Below are 20,375 nucleotides of genomic sequence, written 5' to 3'. Positions count from 1 at the left end.
GGCACAGCCGCCTCGCTCAGATGATCTCCAGCAGATCGCCGTTTCTCATCTGGGCGCAGTTGGCCTCGTCAAAATCGATGTGGACCTCCAGGTCGTGTCCTGTCCCGGACCGGACCGCCACATGCTCAAACACCACGGCCCTGGGTCCCTCGCTTCTCAGCCGGACCTGGTCGCCGCTCTTGAGGCCGTAGACCGCGGCCTGTTCGGGGGAGATGTGGAGGTGCCTTGCGGCCACGATGACGCCCTCCTTCAGCTCCAGGCTCCCGCAGGGGCCCGTCAGGCGGCAGCCCGGTGTGCCCGCGATGTCTCCTGACATGCGCACCACCGGCTTGATGCCCGCCGCGAAGGCGTCGGTCACCGACAGCTCCACCTGGGTGTCCTTCCGGACAGGGCCCAGGACCCGGAGACCGCTCAGCTTTCCCTTGGGGCCCTCCACCATCACCTTCTCCTCGCAGGCGAACTGTCCCGGCTGGGACAGGGCCTTCATGGGGGTGAGCTGGTGGCCGGGACCAAAGAGGGCCTCCACTGCCGCCTGGGTCAGGTGGACATGCCGGTTGGAGATCCCCACGGGGACAAATCCCCGGCCCGTGTTCTTCCGGGCGGAGAGCAGGGTGTCCTTGGTGACCTGCCGCTTAATCTCTTCCCGGGTCATAGGCAACCCTCGCTTTCTCAGCAGCTGGACTGCTGGTCAGGACCAGCGCAGCCGTACCGCTCTTTTATATAAAGATACCATACAGCCCACCGCTGTTGCAAGACCAGCAGTCCAATTGATACAAATTACTCCTTGAAGCTGGCGATGAGATCGGCCAGAGTCTCGACGGCCTCCTTCTCATCCTCGCCGTCGGCGTAGAGCACGGCCTCTTCGCCCTGGGCCAGGCCCAGAGAGAGCAGCATGATGATGGACTTGGCGTTGTACTTGTCCTCCTCGCCTACGCGCTGGAGCTCGATCTTGGACTTGAACTTACCCGCCTGGCTGACAAACTCGGAGGCAGGGCGGGCGTGAAGACCGGTCTTGTTCTGGATCTTAATCTGCTTGGAATACATAGCAACTGTCCCCTTTCTTATCGGGCCGCGAAGGCCTCCAGACGGGCGCGGATCTCCGTCTCCGTCTTCATGTTCTTGACCTCTTCCGCCAGGGCTCTGGCCTCATCCATGTTCAGCCCGCGGATGACCCGCTTGGCCGCCGCCATGGAGGCAAGACCCATGGAGAGCTTGTCAATGCCCAGACCCACCAGTACGGGGATGGCCAGCGTATCGCCGCCCAGCTCGCCGCAGACGCTCACCGGCTTGCCGGCCGCGCCGAAGGTCTTGGCGATGTGGCCCAGCATGCGGAACACGCCGGGATGGTAGTCCTGATAGTAGGGCTTTACCGCCGGGTTCATCCGGTCGGCAGCGCAGAGGTACTGGGTCAGGTCGTTGGTGCCCACGCTGACAAAGTCCACCTCATCGGCCACCAGGTCGGCGATGAGGGCCACGGAGGGCACCTCAATCATAATGCCTACCGGCACCTCGTGGTTCCAGGGGATACCCTCGGCGTCCAGGGCGGCGCCCTGCTCGGCGATGAAGGCCTTGGCCTTGCGGATTTCATCCAGGGCGCCCACCATGGGCATCATGATGCGCAGGTTGCCGTGGACGGAGGCGCGCAGAGCCGCCCGGATCTGGGCCCGGAAGAGCTCCGGCCGGACCAGGGACAGCCGCAGGCCGCGGATGCCCAGGAAGGGATTGTCCTCCTTGGGCAGCTCCAGACGGTCCAGCTGCTTGTCGCCGCCGATATCCATGGTGCGGAGAATCACCGGCTTGTCGCCGAAGGCCTCCAGCACCTTCTTATAGGTCTCGTACTGCTCATCCTCAGTGGGAAGATGGTCGCCGTTGAGATAGAGGAACTCGGTGCGGAACAGGCCGCAGCCGTCGGCGTACTCGGCGCCGGAGAGCTCATGGTCATTGGCGGCAGCCACGTTCAGACGGACGCTGATGTGGCGGCCGTCGGTGGTGACCGGCTCGGTGGCCAAATAGGTCTTGGTCTCCAGCAGTTCGGCTTTTACCTTCTCCGCCTTGGCCCGGTAGGCCGCCAGCTCCTCTTCGCCGGAGCCGGTGATCACCTCGCCCGTCACCGCGTCCAGCACCACCTGCTCACCGGCGGTCAGCTTGGTCATGGCGTTGGGGATGCCCAGCACGGCGGGGATCTCATAGCTGCGGGCGATGATGGCGGTGTGGGAGGTAGCGCCGCCCACCTGGGTGACGATACCCAGCACGTTCTCCCGGTCCAGGGACACGGTGTCCGAGGGATAGAGGTCGTCGGCCACCACGATGACCGGCTTCTCCAGGGAGGAGAGGTTCTGCTCCTTCTCCCCCGCCCAGCAGCGCAGCAGACGGGTCTTCACGTCCCGCAGGTCGGAGGCCCGCTCACGCATCATCTCGTTCTTGCTCTTGCCCAGCACCATAATGTAGGTGCTGTATGTCTGGTCGATGGCCGCATCAGGGCTCATCAGGTCATTCTGGATCAGGTTGCGGATCTCCTCATCCATGGCCGGATCCAGCAGGATCTCCCGGTGGGCATAGATGATTGCCGCCTTGTCCGGATCTCGCTCCAGCATGCGGGCTTCCAGCTCATCCAGCTCGGCCTTGGCCCGCGCCCGGGTCTCCTCATAGGCCCGGACCGCCTGTTCCACATTGCTTTTCTCGATGTAAGTCACAACCGGAGTGGCTTTGAAGGGCTCATAGAGCAGGACCTCTCCGATCACAACACCTTTGGATACGGGTTTCCCTACCAGTCTCATGTTAAATACCTCCGGGCCGCAGCCAACTGTCCGATCTCTGGTTCTATGAAAGGGACATCTGGCAAGCCGGTTGTGCGCGGACTTACCAGATGCCCTTCAGAAGCAGCGGGTTACAAATTACTCCGTACCGTTACGAAGAGCCGTTGTATATACTACCCTATTGCTGCTCAGATGTCCAGCGTGTAGCCGGGATTGAAGAGATAGATGGCGCGGGAGCCCTTGATGGGCACGCCCTCGGGATTCAGGGTGACGCGGAAGCGGATGAGCACGGGAACACCGGGATCCATGCCGAACAGCTCGGCCTCACGGGGCTCCAGGGTGGCCACGGCCAGCTCGTCCACGCCCTTGGCGGAGATGTGGCCGAACTTCTCCATGACGGCGAAGGTGGACTTGCCGCCCTCGAACATCTCACGCTCCACGCCGGGATAGAACTTGGAGGGCATGTAGGAGAACTCCAGGCCCACCACCTTGTCATCAGCGAAGAGGAGACGCTCCATCACGTTGACCTCTTCCCCCTCCTCCAGCTGGAGGCGCTTGGCCACCTGGGGCCATGCGGGACGCTTCTCAAAGGTGAGGATGCGGTTGCCGGGCTTCTGGCCCCGCTTCTTGGCCTCGCCGGTAAAGCTGTGGTTGCCGGTCACCAGCCCCCACAGATAGGGCTTGCGGACCCGGACCTGGTCGCCGTGGCCGGGGACCCGCTCCAGGGCGCCCTCATAGACCAGGTCGCCAATGCCTTCCCGGACAGTCTTTTCGTCGCCGCCGAACTTCGCCACCAGAGCGGCCACGTCGGGCATAACCTCGTTCTCCTTATACTCCCCCTTGCGGATGGCGTCGTACATCTTAACAGCAAGTGCGTTCATATGACAGTTCCCCTTTACTATTTGATAATGTATATTGCCCGGTATCCTCTACCGACGTTCAGCCTTAATTCCCCCCTGAAACAACCTTCAGGGGACGGGGCCGAGACCTCGTCCCCTGAAGGTTGCCCTTCCGGAGCCTAAACTCCGGTCCGGTCAGAGGTGTGTATGAATGGCACATTGCCAACTCCAGCATCCGGGTTCAGGCTGCTTCGCCGGTTCTGGAGCATGGCTCACACATAATGAGGCGCCGGCCTCAGGCGTTCTGGGCCGCCACGTTCATGTACTGATCGGTGTACTCCTCGGAGGCGCCGAAGAACATGAACCAGCCCTTGCGGTGGGTCTTGAAGTGCCACAGGGCCAGCACGTAAACTACCACGCAGACAGCCATCAGGATGAACTTCAGGGCCCCGGGGGCAGAGAAGGCCTTCATGACCACATAGCAGGGAGGAATGGCGGACACACACCAGGAGGTGATGTAGGTTGCACCCTCGGGCAATGCCTGACCGGCGTTCTCTGCCATCTGGGTGAAGAGGGCAGCCGTATCCGTGGCGATGTAGTGGACAATGGAGTACCAGATGGTGCCGGTGATGGTGGCGTTGAGAATGTTGCCCTTAAACACGGCGATGGCGCCGATGGCCATAAAGGGCATGGCAGGGATATCAGCCACAGGGATGATACGGTTGCCGGGAAGGATAATGGCGGTGATGATCAGAATGGGGATAAGCAGCAGGCCGGTGGTCAGGGTAGCGGTCTCGCCGAAGTAGACGGCGGGGTCGATGCCGATGTTGAAGGCCTTCCGGTTAATCTTGCCGCTGCGCACCCGGGCGTTCAGGCTCTGGCTGACAGGGATAAGTCCCTTAACGAACATGCCGGAGACGGTGGGGTAGATAACCAGCATGGCGGCCAGCATCAGGGCGAAGGGGAAGATCTTCAGGCCCAGCGTTTCGGCGATGAGGGAGGGGTTGGTCAGGTCGGGGAAGTAGGCTACAACGCCCATAATCAGGCCCATGATGATGCCGATCATGGCGGGCTCGCCCAGGAAGCCCAGCTTCTCCTGAATCTTCTCAGGATTGAGCTGCACTTCCTTAATGTGCAGCTTATTGATGAGCCAGCGGATCAGACCGGCCAGGATTGCAATGTTGGTAACGCATACGCAGGTGCAGGTCAGGCCCTCATAGCCGTAGTACTCCTGGAGAGCGGGGGCCAGGAAGTCGGCGATAAAGAGCACAATCAGGTTCATGAACATGCAGGCCAGCAGACCGATGACGAAGCTGCCGGTGACGAACTGGACCATGATGCCCCAAACGACGAAGTAGTAGTAGTTCCAGATATCGGTGGGCTGGAAGGTATCCGTGACCTTGGTGAAGAACAGAATCAGGTTCCACACCAGGCCCACAATGAAGTAGGAAATGCCCAGGTCATTGCTGTACACGATGGCAGCGGCGGCAGGCCAGCCGATATCCACCACGTCGAAGGTCCGGCCCACGTTGTTGGAGATGAGCACCATCACGGTATTCATCTGTCCCCAGAGGGTGTTCAGAATCAGGTTGAAGGCCGTCAGGCCGATGGCCATGAAGATAGCGGCGCGAAACGCTTTCTTCACCGGCACGCGCAGGGCAAGGCTAAGGATGAAGATTACAATAGGGACCAGGATGGTAACGCCGAAGATGTCGATAAAGCTTTTTACCGCTTGTCCGATTACCGCTAAGAATTCCATATTTTGCCTCCCTTTTGGTTTAATGGCGCCCGCCGGAACGCTCTCTCCCCTCCGGCGGGCGCACCTTCCAGGCTACTCTCCCACTACCTCGGCAATGGTCTTGAGCAGCAGCTGAGAGAACTCCTCCTTGCCTACGCCGGTGAACATGGGCAGGCCGATCAGGACCGGAGCTCCGCTCTTGTTGGTCGCCTGCGTCTTGCCGGTGGCGACGATGATGTCGGTCTCCAGGTTGGGGATCTCTGTGATCTTGTGGGGCTCGATTTTGTAGGAGATCTTCTTGGACTTGAGCAGTTTCTCGATCTCCTCCGTTACCACCGAAGTGGTGAAGATGCCGCCGCCGCAGCAAACGCAGATTGTAACTGTCCGTGCCATACCATACACGCTCCTTTTTTCATATTGGGATCAGTTTTGTTTTTTCTTGCGCTGTGAAACGGAAGTCCCGTCTGTCAGCCAATGTTCAGCAGGCCTTCCAGAATGCCGTCCAGCTTTTTGAGCAGGTCCGCCTTGGATTCTGCCTTCAGCAGGCTCTCGACAGCAGCCTTGTCAGAGAACGCCGCGGCGAACTTCCGCAGCACTGCCAACTGGCTCTTGGGGTCAATGATGCCGAAGAGGAATACGATCTGCACCGAAACGTCATCTCCGGAGCGATCCATGGATTTGAAGATCACAGGCTTCTCCATGGTGGCAATGGAGACAAAGGGCTCGTTGCAGCCGTCGGCAATATGAGGGATAGCTAGAGGAATGGGCATCTCCAGGCCGGTGGGGAACTCCTTCTCCCGTTCCTGAATCTTCTCGATGTAGAGGTCGGTGACCAGCCCCTGGGCCTTGGCCAGGTTGGCCAGGGCATCGATAGCCTGAGCAGAATCTTCAAAGGTCTGGTGCAGGAGGATCAGGTCCTCATTGGTTCTCATTTTCAGCTCGCTCATGATGCCACTCCTTCGCTTAATACCAGCCCACGTCGTTGACCGCTTTGACCATCATGGCCACGTTCTCCTCCGGGGAGCCGGGACCCACCTCGCAGCCGGCCATGAACTCGAAGCGGCCGGGCATCAGGGCCTTGCCCTTTTCGATAATCTCGCAGCTGGTCTTGTAGACCTCTTCGGGGGTGCCGTTCATGATGATGGCGGGGTCCAGGTTGCCGCAGATGGCACACTCGGGGAAGTACTTGGCCGCGTCCTCCAGGGAGGTCTCCTTACCGATGGAGATCATGCCCCGCTTGCCGGGCTGATGGAAGGGAACCTCAGCCCAGTAGGGCAGGTTCAGGTTGTGGTCGCCGCACATGTGCATATACACAGCCTTGGCACCCATCGCCAGCACCTTGGAGTTGAGCTCCTTTACATAGGGCATGGAGAACTCCTCCAGAATCTTGGGAGAGATGAGGGCGTTGGACTCAGTGGGAGACACGGCGCGGGCCAGCACCCGGCCGGGGCCGAAGGTGCCGATGAAGTACTCGGCCACCTGCAGAATGTGGTCGGTCATCTTCCGCAGGGCGGCATGGGCCATGTCGGGGTCGATGAGCACGCACTCCAGGAAGCTGGGCACGCCGAACAGGTTGGCGGCATGGGTGAAGGGCGTGCCGCAGATGAAGGCGATCTCGCTGCCCTCCGCCTCCTGCATCTTGGCGAACTCCATCTCGTGGGGAATGCAGCCGGCGGTCTTTACGTCGGGCAGCTGGAGGGAGTCGATATCAAAGTCCTCCCAGTCCTTGATGGGCCGCTCAGAGACTTCGGGGCCAAAGGCGTTCTCATCCTTCTTATACTCGATTTTGCCGCCGAACTCCCCGGCGCCGTAGGCCACGAAGGTGTAGAAGGGACCGCCGTCAAAGCCGAAGTCCTCATAGGTCTTTTTCTGGCACTCAAAGCTGGCTTTGGGGTCGCGGTAGACCGAGGCCACGGGGATGCCCACATGCTTGGCGCAGAAGGCATAGCCCTTATGTACAACGGGGACGCGATCCTGAGGCTGCTTGTTGTAAAGTGCCTCAATACGCTCATGGCCGGTCATTTCAGGCTTTCTCACGCTGATGTCCCTCCTTTATTCTTCCATCCAGGGCTTCAAAACCACCTTGATGGCTTCGCCCTGCTGGATCATGCGCACGCCCTCGGGCATCTTCTCCAGAGGCAGCGTGTGTGTGATGATACGGGTATCGATACGGCCGGCAGCCAGCAGCTCATAGCCCTTGGCAAAGTCAGCGGCGGAGTAGGAGTAAGCGCCGAAGATGCGCAGGCGCTTATAGTGGATGAGGTTGCCGTCCATAGTGGTCCAGGGGTTATCCTTGGGCAGGCCGCCGAACAGGCACAGACGGCCTTCCTTGCGCAGCAGCTCCACGCCCTGCTGGTGGGGCTTGGCGGAGGGGCAGGCGACGATGCACACGTCGGCGCCGCGGCCGTCGGTGATCTCCATGACCCGCTGTACCAGATCCTCCTGGGAGGAGACGATAAAGTGGGTGCCGCCGAACTCATGGCACTTGTCCAGGCGCTCCTTGTTCAGCTCGGCCATGATGATCTTGGTGGCGCCGTGGAGCCTGGCAATCTGAGCGTGGAGGCAGCCGATGGGGCCGGAGCCCACGATGACCACGGTCTCACCCATGCCCACCTTCAGGTCGTCCTGGGCTTTTACCACGGAGGCCAGCAGTTCGGCCAGAATCATGGGCTCCAGGTCGGCATCGTCAGGCACCTTGATGATCTGGCCGCGGGAGAGCATATCGCCGGGGAACACCATGTACTGGGCAAATCCGCCGGGGAAGCTGGTGCCGGCCACCTGGATGTTGTCGCACAGGCCGGGCATCTTGTTGACGCAGTAGTAGCACTTGCCGCAGGGGATGGCGGGGTTGGCAACCACCTTGTCGCCCACCTTCCAGCCGGTGACATTCTTGCCCACCTTCTCCACATAGCCGGCGTTCTCATGGCCCAGGATAACAGGGTAGTTGATCTTGGCCGAACCGACAGAATAGGTGCGCACGTCAGATCCGCACAGGCCGACAGAGTCGATCTTGATGAGCAGACCGTCGTCCGGGCACTCGGGCACCGGGATATCGCGCATCTCCACCTGAGCCTTGCCAGTGAGATAAAGAGCCTTCATAGTGGTATTCCTCCTATTATGTAAAATTTTTAATCCAGAATCAAATCCAGTTTTTTCTGCCCGGCATCCGGCGGATTACCAGCCCCGGCGGACCGCCTCGTCCACAATCTCGGCGGCGGCGCGGGTGCCCTGACGGGTGACGCCGGCCTCATAGTAGGCCATGAAGTCCTCCAGGGTGCGGATGCCGCCGGCAGCCTTGACCTGGATCTTGGGGTCGGTGTGGGCCCGCATCAGCTTCACGTCCTCCAGCTTGGCGCCGCTGGGCGCGTAGCCGGTGGAGGTCTTGACAAAGTCCACGCCGGCGGCGTTGGAGATCTCGCAGCACTTGATGATCTCTTCCGGAGTCAGGTAATAGTTCTCAAAGATGACCTTCACGATGACGTTGCGCTTATGGCAGGCCTCCACAATGGCGTCCAGCTCAGCCTTGGCGTAGTCATACATGCCCGAGCGGACCAGGCCGATGGGGAGCACGGTATCCAGCTCTTCTGCGCCGTCGTCGATGTTGGCCAGGGCCTCGGCCACCTTCATCTTGGTGGTGCTGTTGCCGTGGGGGAATGCGGCGGAACCGCCCACCTTCACGCCGGTGCCCTGGAGGCGCTTGGCGCAGTAGGCCACGTCGTAGCCCTTGGCACAGACGGACGCCATCTTGTACTTGATGGCCTGGTCAATGAGTTTGTCAATATCGTCCCGGGTAAACTGAGGCTGGAGCAGCGAGATGTCCATCATCCCGGCGATCTGGGCGGCGGTAAGCTGACTCATGATATAGTTCCTCCTTACATATGTCCGGTACTGATACTTCCTGAGCGATTCAGAACTTGTTGAACCAGAACTTGGGCATCCGGCCTTCCTTGATATAGCCGTACACCTCATCGCAGGCGATGGTGGCGCCGATGATAGCGGCCTGCTTGGAGGCGCCGCCCAGGTGCGGCGTAGCAGTGACGTTTTCCAGCTCGTAGAGCTTGGAGGTGGCCTTGGGAGGCTCATCTTCGAACACATCCAGGCCGGCGCCGCCCAGACGGCCTTCCTTCAGCGCGGCATACAGGGCGTCATAGTCCACCAGCTGGGGACGGGCGGTATTGATGAGGATGGCGCCGGGCTTCATCAGGGCGATCTTCTCGGCGCTGATCATGCCGGTGGTCTCCTTGGTGACCTTGGTGTGGAGGGAGACATAGTCGCTCTGGGAGAGAACGGTGTCCAGATCGGTGAATACGTAGTCGGGATACTGGGCCCGGACCGTCTCGGGGATATAGGGGTCGTAGATAAGCACCTTGCTGCCAAAGCCGTTGTGCATAATCTTGGCCACCTTGCTGCCGATGGCGCCGAAGCCCACCAGGCCCAGCGTGCTGTAAGAGCACTCGCTGCCTACGTGCTCGTTGGCGTACAAATCGCCCCGCCACTGGTTCTGATAGCGCAGGCAGTAGTGGCTGTATGCGATGTTGCGGCTGACCGACATGATGAGTCCCACGGCAAACTCAGCCACGGCGCCGGAGTTGCGGCCAGGAGCGTAGATGACGGGGATTTTCCGCTCGGTGCAGGCGGCGGTGTTCACGTTCACCGGACCGCCGCGCCCCAGGGCGATGACCTTCAGGTTGGGTGCGTTGTCAATCACCTTCTTGGTGATGCAGCCGGTGTGGGTCAGGATGATCTCGGCGTCCTTCACCAGGTCCAGCAGCTCGTCGTCGGTGCCTGAGTACTCAGCGACCTCGTCGTTAGACTCCATGGGAACTACGGGCCACTGCAGCTGATGGGCGGCGTATTCGAAGGTCATGCCGCTGTCCGCGAAGCGCTTTTCAAACGCCTCTTTCCAAATCTCGTTGGTAATAAACCGGTCGCCTAACAGCAGAACTTTCATCACGTACCACTCCTTAATTCCGCTCTCGTGGAGCTTGTCATTCTCTACAAAAAATTCTACGGTTTCACCCCTCCGTATTATAGAAAAATCATGTGGTTTTTAGAATTTTTATCATCAGTTGTCAAACTGAATAAATATTTTTGCGCAGCGTCTTTTTCTTTTGTGCGTTTTGATTTTTCCTTGTATATCAATGGATAAAGGCCTCCGCCGGCATCCGGCGGAGGCCTCTTTTGTGTTTGTGTATTCTCACCTTACAATTTTACAAAACAGGGCTTCCTCTGGCGGTAGACCACACAATAGTCCCACCCCTGCTCCCTCAGAAACTGGTATCCCTCATTCAGGTGATCGCCCACCCATTTGGCGCTGTGGGCGTCCGAACCTACGGTGACAAATTCTCCCCCCAGTTCCCGATAGCGGCGCAGAATGGCGGCCGTGGGCGTGGTCCGATCCCCCATTCCGTACCGCCAGCTGGAGGTGTTGAGCTCCAGTCCCTTCCCGTCGGCCACGGCAGTTTTCAGGATCTCGTCCACCACGTCGGTATACAGACTGTCCGCAGGCACATAGGGTGCATAGCGGTCCAGCAGGTTCAGGTGGGCCAGCACGTCATAGTCCTTGAACAGCGTGATACACATCAGTACGTGCTCGTAGTACATCCGGAAGGCCTGCTCAGTGGTCACCCGCTTGTCCCGGGCCAGATCGTCAAAGGTCCGCTCCCGGGTGGAGTGGAAGGAAGCCAGAATAAAATCGTAGTGATAATCCCTGGCAGCCGCCTCGCACCGGGCCATTGTCTCTCCGGGGAGGACACCCATCTCGATGCCCTTAAACACCTCCAGCCGCCCCTCATAGGCCTCTGCCAGGCGTTCCATGGCTCTGTGGTAGGCCGGAGTAGGCTGGCCGGTGCGGTGGACCGGGTTGGGATAGTCCGGATGGTAGTGGTCTGTAATGGCGATGCCCCGCAGCCCCTTGCGGACTGCCGCCTCCGCCATGTCTTCCATAGGCGTCTCTGAATCAGTGGAAAAATCTGTGTGCATATGCATGTCATAAGGACGGAACATCTCTCCCGCGCTCCTCTCTTTTTATAAGAAATGTATATTTTTTGGAATATTATTTTTCTCTTCCCTCTCCTCTTTCCAATTCGGATTGCTTTCCTTTTTGGCTTCCGCTATAATAAATTACAACAGACGTTTCACTGCCGATAACAGCAGTATAACGATTTCTTTCTTCCACGTCAAACGGAACAGGAGTGGTACTGATGGAGTTTTTTATTCCCTTGATTTCCATGCTGGTTCTGGCTCTGATTATCTATTTTGCCCTGGCCCGTCCCCAGCGGAAGCGGGAGGATCGCTACGCCCTGATGGTAGCCGCCCTCAAGCCCGGATGCAAGGCCTATGCAGGCGGCGGTATTTACGGCACAGTGCTGGAAGTCCACAAGGACAGCTTCCTGCTCTCCTCTGCCCCCGGAAAAACCAAGCTGGAATTCGATATTCAGGCGCTGGAAGGCCTGGATGGTTTTGATGTCCGCAGTGAGCGCAAGCGCCAGAAGGACCTGAGGAAGGCGCGGTTCCAGCGGCAGAAGGACCAGTCCTCCGGTACGGAGCAGCGCCCCGATCCCTATGGCCTGCGCACGCCCAAGGGCCCCCACCTGTAAGCAACGCAATCTGGGAGGAAATTTACTATGCCGCATGCGGAAACCTTTGGCCGCACAGTTATGATCTTTGATATGGACGGCACGCTGCTGGATTCCATGCCTGCCTGGAAAGACAATCTGTATCAGGTTGCTCTCCGCTTCGGCGTGGAGCTGCCGCCGGATTTTTATGACCTGTACAAGCTGCTTATCTCCCCTGAGGTGGCCCAGCATATGGTGGAACACTACCACGTCAAGGGCACCACGGAAGAGGTATTCCAGGCCATCAACCAGGGGATTGTCTCCTATTATGCCAATTCCATCTCCCCCAAGCCCTTTGCCCGGGAGCTGCTGGAAGCCTACCGCGCTCAGGGAATGACAGTGGCGCTGCTCACCGGCACCGAACGGCCTCTCATCGACCTGGTACTCCGCCGGCTGGACTTTTTCAAATATTTTGATCTCACATGCTCCTGCCGGGAGGCGGGCGGTCCCAAATCCTCTCCCGTCCCCTTCCAGTATGTACTCAAGCAGCTCAACGCCCGGCCGGAGGATGCCGTTATGTTTGAGGACGGAATTCACGGCGTCAGAAGCGCCAACCAGTGCGGCATCTTTACCGTGGGCGTGTATGACAGCATGTGGGATGACGTTGCCCAGGAGATGGCGTCCGTGTCCGGACGGTATGTCCGCTCTCTTGGAGAGCTGCTGACCTAATTTGTCCGGCTTGTCCAGCTGAAAAAACGGGGCGCGCGGTCCAGGCCGCGCGCCCCGTTTTTTTCAGCGTCACCGTCCGGCTTTGCCGATCGGTTTATTTGCTTATATCCGTTTTCCTGCTCAGGAGGCCAGGGTCATGGTGCTCTCCCCGATCTCGTAGGTGTCGCTGGTGCCCCAGCCGGCCACCACCTCCTGGTGGGCGGGGATGGTGATCTGCGTGCCGGCGCCGCCCTCGGTGATGACGGCGGTCAGGGGCTCGCTGCCGTTGAGCGTGATGGTCACGCTTCCGTCCCCGGACTCCACCAGCGTGCCGCTGATAGAGAGGGTCCCGTCCATGCTGGTCACCTTGCAGGTCTTGTGGGAGTAGTCCACCACCAGCTGGGCCTCAGTGGCGGTGGGCGTGCCGTCGGCCACCAGCTCATAGCTGCCGGTATAGGTCTCAGCCACCAGCTCCTCCACCGTCACGTCAAAAGTGGCGGTAGCGCCCAGGAAGCTGGCCGTCACGGTCTTGGTGCCGGGCGTGGAGGAGTCAAAGCCGGTGTAGTTGATGCGGCCGTTCCAGATGGACTCCTCGGAGCCGTTGGCCCGGACCGCAGTGGCCGCCAGAGCGGTGGAGTCAAAGCTGTCGCCGGTGTAGAACACAGGCAGGCTGGACGCGTCGATGGTCAGGCTCTGGGCCTTGGCGTACTCCTGGCCGTAGATATTGATGTTGCGGGTCATCATGCCGCCGTACAGGCCGTAGCTCAGGCTGGCTTCCCAGCTGTAAGCGCCGTGGTCGGTGTCGAAGATGTACACGTCCGCGTCGGCGCCGCCCTCCACGTTGGTGGCCACGGTGGAGCCGTCCAGATTCTGGTTTCCGGTGATATGGATGACAAAGTTGTACTCGCCGTTCTCATCATAATTGTACCAGTAGCCGTACACATAGGACACTGTGCCGCCGGCCACCGAAGTGGCGGGGCCGCTGAAGGTGCCGTACATGGAGCCGTCGGTGCACAGGTACATATCCAGGCAGCCGGGGTCTACGATGGTACCAAAGCCCTCGGTGTACTGTCCCTCGAAGAAGTAGGCCACCTGACCGTCGGCCTCCTTGGCCAGCCAGGTCTCCCGGGGGATGGCGCCCAGCTCCTCAATGGTCATATCTTTAAATGTGTTGTCGTTATAGTTCATGTTGACGAGCCCGGTTCCCTCTGCGGTAGCGCCGCCGTCACTGCCCGGCGCAGGGGAGGCGGTGACGCCGTCCATATTGAGGTACACACCCGTGCACACGGCGATAACGCACAGCAGCACGGCGGGCGCCACAGCGCCCACAGGGCTGGTCTTGCGGACCTCTTCAGGCGCCTCCACGGCCTCGTCCCGGGTCTGCCGGAAGAAGCAGGCCGCCACGCTCAGCAGGCAGCTGACCAGAGTGCCCGCCATATAGAGCACGCACAGGCCCGCGTTGCCGCCGGCGAAGGTCACGTGATTGATTACGTCGGCAAACACAAAGTACAGCTGAACGACCACCAGATAGAGCGCAATATTGTAGATAATGGCCTGAATCAGCGCCCCGAAGCGGACAGGGAAAATGAAGAGTACTATCGCGGCGGCCACGCCCGCCAGGAGCACCACGCCGGGTGCGTTTCCGTCATGCCCCAGAGGGGCTGCTGTCGCCTGGGTCGCCAGAAACACGATTGCCGTGACCAGCGCCACCACAGCCGCGGCCAGAGAGAGATAGCTGCCGGCCGCCTTGTTCTTTATGCCCATTTTCAGCATCAGTTTCCACCTCCGTCAATTACGCCCGGCCGATTTTTTCCGGTTGGAAAATACATCGGTATAGGTATGCAGCACATACATGACGATGGCGGCGGCGGCCAGCACGCAGAACACCACGTCCACCGCAATCAGCGTCATCTGCCACCAGGGCATCGCGTCGCTCACCACCAGGTCCTCGGCAGAGGCGTTGCCCATGGAGGACTGGAGCATGATATAGTAGAGATAGTGGTTGGATTCCAGCACCTTCTCCAGCAGGTCGCCGTCGTCTGTGGAGGTAATCAGCTCCTCAATCTGAGTGGGACGGGCAGTGTCCAGGCAGAAGATGTTGTTGCCCGCCATGAGCATCTCAGGGGCGGAGGAGTACTCCGAGGCGGTCAGGGCGTCGTCGATGATGTAGCCGCCGTAGTTCCACTCGTCCCGCAGGATGTGCTCAATGCCCTTGCTGGCCGCGGCATACATCACGCCGATGCGGTTGTAGGCGGTCATCACACCCAGAGATTTGCTGCCGTCCTGCCCGCCGCTGCTGGACAGGGAGCCTTCAAAAGCCCGCATATAGATCTCGCGGATGGACTGCTCGTTGGCGAAGGTGGAGATACCCTGCCGGCCGGCCTCCTGCTCGTTGAGGAAGAAGTGCTTGATGGTGCCGATCAGGCCCTTGCTGCGCATGCCCTCAGAGACATTGGCGGCGGCGTAGTAGGTGAGCATCCCGTCCTCGGAGAAGTACTCGGAGCTGCGGCCGGAGTAGGGGGAGCGGTGGATGTCGCAGCCGGGGGCGTAGGCAATGGGGATGGAGGCGTACAGAGCGTCCTCGCCGTACATCTGGCCGAAGCGGTACTGCAGGTCGTGGTCCCAGGAGGCCGCTACGATGGGCAGGGTGGCCCAGCCGGTGCAGTTGCGGCGGTCGCCGTACTTGAACTGGCCGTTCATGCCCTCGGGGCCGTCCACGATGGTGCAGCCGGGCTTGTTGACCGCCTTCACGGCCTTGATGCCCTTGGAGTCGCCCATGTTGATAAGCAGGTCGCTGAGGGTCAGCTGGGAGAGGAAGTCGTCCCACTTGGGGTCGTCAAAGTCCACGCCCTTCATGTCGATGAAGTCAATCTTCTCATCCAGTGTCACGCCCAGCCGGAAGTCAGAAACGCTCTTGGCGTCGGCGGCCTTGGTATAGAACTGCATGTTGAGCCCGTCGTAGAGCTTGTCGTTCACCGTGATGGTCTCCACGGTCTGGGGATAGGTGGTGTCCCAGGCGCTGCGGGAGAGGTAGGTGACCTTCTCATCGTCGTTGACCCAGTAGTTGATGTCGGCGTCGTCAAAGGTGTTGGTGACAGTAACGCTGCTGTCATAGCGGGACTGGCGGTACTTCTCCGTGTCCACGGTGGAGTTGGTGGAGGTCCACTTGGCAGCCGCGGCGGTGTTGCCGGTCACCACGTTGCCGTCGTGGTCCACCAGCTTGCCGCTGACCGCGTCGCCGCACTTGAGGGCCAGAACATTGTTCAGGGCCTCATGGGCGCCGTTGCCCACGGCGAAGTAGTAGTCGCCGGCGTCCAGGATATAGCCCTTGGCGTTGTTGGCGTCATAGGCGGCCAGGAAGTAGCCGGGCACCTCCAGGGTGACGGTCTCGGAGGCGCCAGCCGCCACGTCCACTTTGTCGTAGGCCAGGAGCTGGATGGAGGCCTTCTCCACGCCGTTTTCCTTATCGTAGTCGGTGTAGGGGCTCTGGAAGTAGAGCTGGACGCTGGCCTTGCCGTCCATGCCGCCGGTGTTGGCCACGGTGACGGTGGCGGTGAAGGTGTCGGCGGCGGCGTCATACTCCAGGCTGTCCATGGTGTACTCGTAGGTGGTGTAGCTTAGGCCGAAGCCGAAGGGGAAGCAGACCTCCTCGGCGTAGTCCCAGCCGTCGGTGGACGCCTTGGCGCCCACCGGGGACCCGGCGTTGCCCTGGCCCAGAATGGTGTCCTCATACCGGGTCTCGTAGTACTTGTAGCCCACGTAAATGCCCTCGTTGTAGGTCACGAAGCTGTCGCCGGCCGCCCGGGGCGTCCTGCTGCCATAGTCGTAGGCATGCAGACCGAAGTTCTCGGCGGAGGGGGCGGACAGGGAGTTGGCGGCAAAGGTGTCCACCGTGTGGCCGGAGGGGTTGACCTCACCGGTGACGACCCGGATGGCGCCGGGCATGCCGTAGAAGCCGGGGTTGCCCACCCACAGCACCGCGTCCACGTCATACTCCTCCAGCCAGTCCAGCTCCATGGCAAACACGGAGTTGAGGAGCACCACGACCTTGTCAAACTTGCCGGAGTCCTTGATCATCTGGAAGATGGCCCGCTCGTCCTCGTCCAGCTCCAGCATCCGGGCGCCCTTGTCGTTGACCATGGCCAGGTCGTTGCCCTCGGTGGCGAAGCGGGAGAGGGTGACAAAGGCCACATCGCTGTAATCATCAAAGGAAGCCTGAACGCTGTCCGTGTAGACGGCGGGGTCGTACTCGCCCACGTGGGAAACGCTGCGGGCGCCGGGGTCGGCGGCAGAGGCGTAGGCGTCCAGCACCGTCTGGTTGACGTTGAAGCCGGCGCCCTTCAGGGCGTCCACCGGAGTCTGCTGATACTCCTTGTTGGTGGAGGATCCGCCGGCGGTGCTCCGGAACACGGGGTCCACACTGCCCCGGCCAAAGGCGGTTACGTTCCGCTCATCCTCCGACAGGGGCAGAGCGTTGTCCTTGTTATAGAGCAGGACGCTGCCCTCTGCCTCCTCCTGCTCGCAGAAATCGTAGGCCGCTTCAATATACTTTGCATAGCCCTCGTCCGACAGGCTTCCGTCGGCAGTGAACTCTGTGCCGCCATAGGTGGCGCCGGAGCCCTCGATGCCCAGCGCGTGGTTAATCTCGCCCTCCTGCTGAAACGCGACGGCAGTCCCGGTCAAAGTAAGGTTTGCGATCAGGACTGCTGCACCAGCCAGTCCGAGCCAGCGCTGGGACTTTTTTGTGGTTGCCTTTCGTGCCATCAATTTGACCTCCTTAACACGTTTGGAACACGACCGAACCCCTCTGAAAGCGGGCTGTGCACCGCCCGTTTTCGGAGGGTTCCGGTCCAGGGCGGCCGTGCCTCTTGCGGGGCGCGGCCGGGTCGGAAACGCTTCCTCTCTTTGCCTTGATAAGCTCATGATATTGAGATATTTCGGGAGCGTCAATTGCTCTGGCACCATTGTCAAAAAATGCGTCGCAATCTACCACGCTAAAAAAAATATCCCCCCATTTTCATGAGGGGATATCCATCTTAAAATGAGAATTTAGCCTGCTGCACGGTCAGATCGGGCGGCCGTTCCCGCGCACGGGATTGTAATAAGTAAGCAAAAAACTTCATCCTCCACGAAGTAATCGGCAGTCCCGCCATACAGCTCCGCAATATTTTTAATGCTCTTTGTGCCATAGCCGTGAGAGCCCGCATCCTGTTTGGTGGTGACCAGCGCGCCGTCCCGCACCACCGGAGGAGCGGGCGTGTAGTTCTCTACGCAGATAACCGCCATGTCCGCCCGGCGGCAGATGGAGAGGTTGATTACCTTCTTCTCCCGGTCCTCTACCTTGGCCAGGCACTCCATGGCGTTGTCAATGGCGTTGCCCAGCATGGAGTAGATGTGATAGTGGGTCATGCCGGACAGGCAGCTGCCGTCTACCGAGCACACCAGCTGAATGCCCGCCTGCTCACACAGGCCGGATTTCTGGGTGAGGACAATGTCCAGGGCCTTGTTCCCCGTATAATAGCGCAGCCGGATGGCCTCCATCTCCTGCTCCAGCCTGGCCCGCTCCTCGTCCGGGGCCCGGGAATACTGCTGCTTGAGGTCGTGATAGCGGATGTTGATCTTCTCCATCTCCTGCTTGGCCAGCTCATACTGCTGCCTGTCGTTCTCCAGCATCTGTTCCAGTATCATATTCTCGCTCTCCAGCCGCTTTATGCTGCAATTTGAAAACTCCATGGACAGTACAGCCACGCCAAAGAGGACGCAGAAGGCATTGAGCGCCAGGTAACTGGTGAGATAGGTAGGGGCGGCCGCGTCCAGGTTATTCTCCAGCAGAGAGCTGAGATAGACTGCCACAAAGAGAAACAGCCCGGAGTAGATCACCGTCTTGCGCCGGTCAAACATGAGCTGCCCCTCTTTGAAAAAACGGCGGGTAAACCCCAGGAAGATGGGCACGCACACCAGAGCGTTGGCCAGCAGCAGGAAAAGGAGGATGTGCCACGACTTCAGCATGCCCCGGCAGATCAGCGGCATCGCCCCCATATAGGCCAGCTTGCTGGCGATGTGCTGCACCGCATAGGCGCAGGTGGCGGAGAACACGGCGTGGATGGGGCTGCACTCAAAGCTCTGCCAGATTAGAAGGACCAGAAGAGCCGTATCCAGCAGCAGGGATATGACATAGGCGGGCAGCGTGCTCGTCCATGTCCCATCCGTAACGGCAGACTCCAGGCAGGAAATTGCGAACATAAGGACCACGCCCAGCGCAATGCGGAGAAGAAAACAGGGCCTGCGCCGGTTCCAGGGCACAAACAGGCAGGCTGCCCCCAGCATGCCCACTTCAATCTGCCAGCGTAAGATGAAATTCAGAATCAGCACGGATCACCCCACCCCTTTTGGGCCAAAAATCGGGAAAAATCCCTGGTAAATGCATCTTTATACGTCCTCCCCAGGGGCAGGGCTTCCTCTCCCAGGTAGACATTCATGCGGCTTACCGCCGTGATATGCTCCAAATTCACCAGAAAGCTGGAGCTGCACCGTACAAATCCCCGGGGAACCAGCAAATCGGTAGCTTCCTGCATGGTTCCACGGGTCTTGACCACAGTATCCCGCCCATCCTGCTCCTCCTGTATGTGGTAAAAAAGATAGTGCTGCTGGACCTCCACATACCGGATGGATGCTGCGTCCACCACCTTCGAGACCGCTCCATCTCTGATTACGATTCGCCGCTTCTCCGGCGTATTGGCCCGCTGGGCCCGTTTCTCGAGCACCTTCAGCGCCCGCTCCAGGTACAGCCGGTGGGAGTACCATTGCACCGGCTTTACCAGAAAGCCCAGCGCGGAGACACTGTACCCATTCAGCGCAAACTGCTGCAGGTTGGTGCAGAAAATCAGAATGATCTCCCCGTCGGTCTCCCGGATGCGCTCTGCCAGCTCCATCCCTGTCATTTCAGGCATATCGATATCCAGATATAGAATGTCGCAGCCGCTGTGCGGGTCGGACAGATAGGCGCGGGCGCTGTCATACTCCTGCACCGCGAACTCCATCCGGTATTCCGCTTCAAACCGTCTAATCTCAGACAGCAGCTGTTCTCTGGACTCCTTTTCATCATCCACAATCCCAATTCTTACCACAGGGAGCCCCCCAATATGCCTTGTGTCGGAGAGGCCGCCTCATAGCAAAGCCGCCTCAGAATCCGTTCATATTAGATATTATAATATACTAAAGCCTATATTCCGTCAACTTTCTTTGTCACTTTCGTCAAAGCAAGGCGTGTTTTCCACTTTTTTACGCAAGATATCAATGTCCTTTTCCTCCCTCTTCGGCCGAAATCCCGATATGATGACGAGAACCCGAGCCTGGCCTCCGCACCAGTGCAGCAAACCCGAAAAACAGGCGGGGCGCACGGTATACACCGCGCGCCCCGCCTGTTTCAGAGCCTCTCGCAAGCGCTTCCGCTCCAAAGAGAGTGGAGTTACTGCATGCCGTTCTCGTAGGCCTGAATCATCTTCTTGACCATCTGGCCGCCCACGGAGCCGGCCTCACGGGAGGTCAGGTCGCCGTTATAGCCCTGCTTCAGGTTGACGCCCACCTCGGAGGCGGCTTCCATCTTGAACTTGTTGAGAGCCTCGCGGGCGCTGGGGACAACAGCCTTATTGGAACTGGTCATAGCTTGTGCATCTCCTTGTGTTTTAATTTTGTTGGATTGAGAATCCGAACATAGCTTTGCCCCGTGCGATTTTTATATTCGCCGCCGTCCGCGCCAAATTTTTGCAGTCAAAAT

General features: G+C 59.7%; 19 protein-coding genes. 2 read left to right on the top strand and 17 right to left on the bottom strand.

What is annotated here, in order from left to right; all coding sequences use genetic code 11:
• Positions 1 to 16: 16 nt before the first annotated feature.
• The 12 genes from Q0K06_RS01505 to Q0K06_RS01450 all read right to left on the bottom strand — a co-directional run bounded on the left by Q0K06_RS01505 (position 17) and on the right by Q0K06_RS01450 (position 11,315).
• Positions 17 to 652 (bottom strand): phosphate propanoyltransferase, encoded by a 636-nt coding sequence (locus tag Q0K06_RS01505; protein ID WP_294547602.1) that lies wholly within the window; start codon positions 650 to 652, stop codon positions 17 to 19.
• 125 nt (positions 653 to 777) lie between these two features.
• Positions 778 to 1,044, bottom strand: coding sequence for an HPr family phosphocarrier protein (locus Q0K06_RS01500; protein ID WP_294547601.1), 267 nt, complete (start codon positions 1,042 to 1,044; stop codon positions 778 to 780).
• A 17-nt stretch (positions 1,045 to 1,061) separates the two neighbouring features.
• On the bottom strand, positions 1,062 to 2,777 hold the full coding sequence (gene ptsP, locus Q0K06_RS01495) for a phosphoenolpyruvate--protein phosphotransferase (protein ID WP_294547598.1): 1,716 nt from the start codon (positions 2,775 to 2,777) through the stop codon (positions 1,062 to 1,064).
• Between the two features lie 167 nt (positions 2,778 to 2,944).
• Entirely contained in the window at positions 2,945 to 3,637 is a 693-nt protein-coding gene (locus Q0K06_RS01490; protein WP_294547595.1) for a GntR family transcriptional regulator, read from the bottom strand.
• 253 nt (positions 3,638 to 3,890) lie between these two features.
• Complete coding sequence (locus tag Q0K06_RS01485) at positions 3,891 to 5,354, bottom strand: PTS transporter subunit IIC (RefSeq protein WP_294547592.1); 1,464 nt, start codon at positions 5,352 to 5,354, stop codon at positions 3,891 to 3,893.
• Positions 5,355 to 5,426: 72 nt separating this feature from the next.
• Complete coding sequence (locus Q0K06_RS01480; protein WP_294547590.1) at positions 5,427 to 5,726, bottom strand: PTS sorbitol IIB subunit; 300 nt, start codon at positions 5,724 to 5,726, stop codon at positions 5,427 to 5,429.
• Between the two features lie 74 nt (positions 5,727 to 5,800).
• Positions 5,801 to 6,280 (bottom strand): PTS sugar transporter subunit IIA, encoded by a 480-nt coding sequence (locus Q0K06_RS01475; protein ID WP_294547587.1) that lies wholly within the window; start codon positions 6,278 to 6,280, stop codon positions 5,801 to 5,803.
• 16 nt (positions 6,281 to 6,296) lie between these two features.
• Positions 6,297 to 7,370 (bottom strand): uroporphyrinogen decarboxylase family protein, encoded by a 1,074-nt coding sequence (locus Q0K06_RS01470; protein ID WP_294547585.1) that lies wholly within the window; start codon positions 7,368 to 7,370, stop codon positions 6,297 to 6,299.
• A gap of 15 nt (positions 7,371 to 7,385) precedes the next feature.
• Positions 7,386 to 8,432: an alcohol dehydrogenase catalytic domain-containing protein gene (locus Q0K06_RS01465; RefSeq protein WP_294547583.1), complete on the bottom strand. Its 1,047-nt coding sequence runs from the start codon at positions 8,430 to 8,432 to the stop codon at positions 7,386 to 7,388.
• Between the two features lie 75 nt (positions 8,433 to 8,507).
• The gene (gene deoC / locus Q0K06_RS01460; RefSeq protein WP_294547580.1) at positions 8,508 to 9,191 is read right to left on the bottom strand and encodes a deoxyribose-phosphate aldolase; all 684 of its coding nucleotides are present in this window, start codon (positions 9,189 to 9,191) and stop codon (positions 8,508 to 8,510) included.
• 49 nt (positions 9,192 to 9,240) lie between these two features.
• Positions 9,241 to 10,284 carry a 2-hydroxyacid dehydrogenase gene (locus Q0K06_RS01455; protein WP_294547578.1) on the bottom strand — a complete coding sequence of 348 codons (1,044 nt, stop codon included), beginning with the start codon at positions 10,282 to 10,284 and terminating at the stop codon, positions 9,241 to 9,243.
• A gap of 251 nt (positions 10,285 to 10,535) precedes the next feature.
• Positions 10,536 to 11,315 carry a histidinol-phosphatase HisJ family protein gene (locus Q0K06_RS01450; protein ID WP_294547771.1) on the bottom strand — a complete coding sequence of 260 codons (780 nt, stop codon included), beginning with the start codon at positions 11,313 to 11,315 and terminating at the stop codon, positions 10,536 to 10,538.
• Between the two features lie 221 nt (positions 11,316 to 11,536).
• On the opposite strand from Q0K06_RS01450, the gene yajC reads away from it, so the two are divergent.
• Both yajC and Q0K06_RS01440 read left to right on the top strand, forming a co-directional pair.
• Entirely contained in the window at positions 11,537 to 11,932 is a 396-nt protein-coding gene (yajC, locus tag Q0K06_RS01445) for a preprotein translocase subunit YajC (RefSeq protein WP_294547576.1), read from the top strand.
• A 27-nt stretch (positions 11,933 to 11,959) separates the two neighbouring features.
• The gene (locus Q0K06_RS01440) at positions 11,960 to 12,619 is read left to right on the top strand and encodes an HAD family phosphatase (protein WP_294547574.1); all 660 of its coding nucleotides are present in this window, start codon (positions 11,960 to 11,962) and stop codon (positions 12,617 to 12,619) included.
• A gap of 120 nt (positions 12,620 to 12,739) precedes the next feature.
• On the opposite strand, the gene Q0K06_RS01435 is transcribed toward Q0K06_RS01440, so the two are convergent.
• From Q0K06_RS01435 to Q0K06_RS01415, 5 genes are all read right to left on the bottom strand, one after another.
• Complete coding sequence (locus Q0K06_RS01435) at positions 12,740 to 14,371, bottom strand: bacterial Ig-like domain-containing protein (protein WP_294547572.1); 1,632 nt, start codon at positions 14,369 to 14,371, stop codon at positions 12,740 to 12,742.
• Between the two features lie 15 nt (positions 14,372 to 14,386).
• Positions 14,387 to 17,362, bottom strand: coding sequence for a glycoside hydrolase family 3 protein (locus Q0K06_RS01430; protein ID WP_294547570.1), 2,976 nt, complete (start codon positions 17,360 to 17,362; stop codon positions 14,387 to 14,389).
• A 285-nt stretch (positions 17,363 to 17,647) separates the two neighbouring features.
• A complete protein-coding gene (locus Q0K06_RS01425; protein WP_294547568.1) occupies positions 17,648 to 18,970 on the bottom strand; it encodes a GHKL domain-containing protein in 1,323 nt (440 codons plus the stop codon).
• Complete coding sequence (locus Q0K06_RS01420; protein ID WP_294547566.1) at positions 18,964 to 19,725, bottom strand: LytTR family DNA-binding domain-containing protein; 762 nt, start codon at positions 19,723 to 19,725, stop codon at positions 18,964 to 18,966. Before Q0K06_RS01420 ends, Q0K06_RS01425 begins: the two co-directional genes overlap by 7 nt.
• A gap of 341 nt (positions 19,726 to 20,066) precedes the next feature.
• The gene (locus tag Q0K06_RS01415; protein ID WP_086005853.1) at positions 20,067 to 20,261 is read right to left on the bottom strand and encodes an alpha/beta-type small acid-soluble spore protein; all 195 of its coding nucleotides are present in this window, start codon (positions 20,259 to 20,261) and stop codon (positions 20,067 to 20,069) included.
• Positions 20,262 to 20,375: the final 114 nt, after the last annotated feature.

This window comes from uncultured Pseudoflavonifractor sp., assembly GCF_944387805.1.
Classification (GTDB): domain Bacteria; phylum Bacillota; class Clostridia; order Oscillospirales; family Oscillospiraceae; genus Pseudoflavonifractor.
Note: the sequence above shows the minus strand (reverse complement) of the source record. Positions and strands in the feature narration are given on the sequence as shown.